1 protein-coding gene is annotated in these 291 nt (G+C 61.9%); it reads left to right on the top strand.

Going from position 1 to position 291, the window contains the following annotated elements; translation table 11 throughout:
* A partial coding sequence (locus KVS69_RS19320; protein ID WP_217539568.1) for an HlyD family efflux transporter periplasmic adaptor subunit occupies positions 1–291 on the top strand: 291 nt, incomplete at both ends.

Here is a 291-nt window from a genome sequence, read left to right as displayed (position 1 = left end):
CGAATGCCGACGTGAACTCGCTGCTACCGGTGGTGAAGGGGCGGTCGGATTCGCTTGCCCGCCTGACCCTGCGCTCGCCCGTGCGGGGCATCGTGAAGAACATCGAGGTATCCACCATCGGCGGGGTCATTCCGCCCAACGGAAAACTTATGGAGATCGTGCCTCTCGACGACAAGCTGCTCGTCGAAGCCCGGATCTCGCCGCGCGACATCGCCTTCATCCATCCCGACCAGCGCGCGACAGTGAAGATCACCGCCTATGACTATTCCATCTATGGCGGTCTGGAAGGCA

The organism is Stenotrophomonas sp. GbtcB23, from assembly GCF_019091045.1.
Taxonomy (GTDB): Bacteria; Pseudomonadota; Gammaproteobacteria; order Xanthomonadales; family Xanthomonadaceae; genus Stenotrophomonas; species Stenotrophomonas rhizophila_A.
This window is presented reverse-complemented; position numbering and strand designations above follow the sequence as displayed.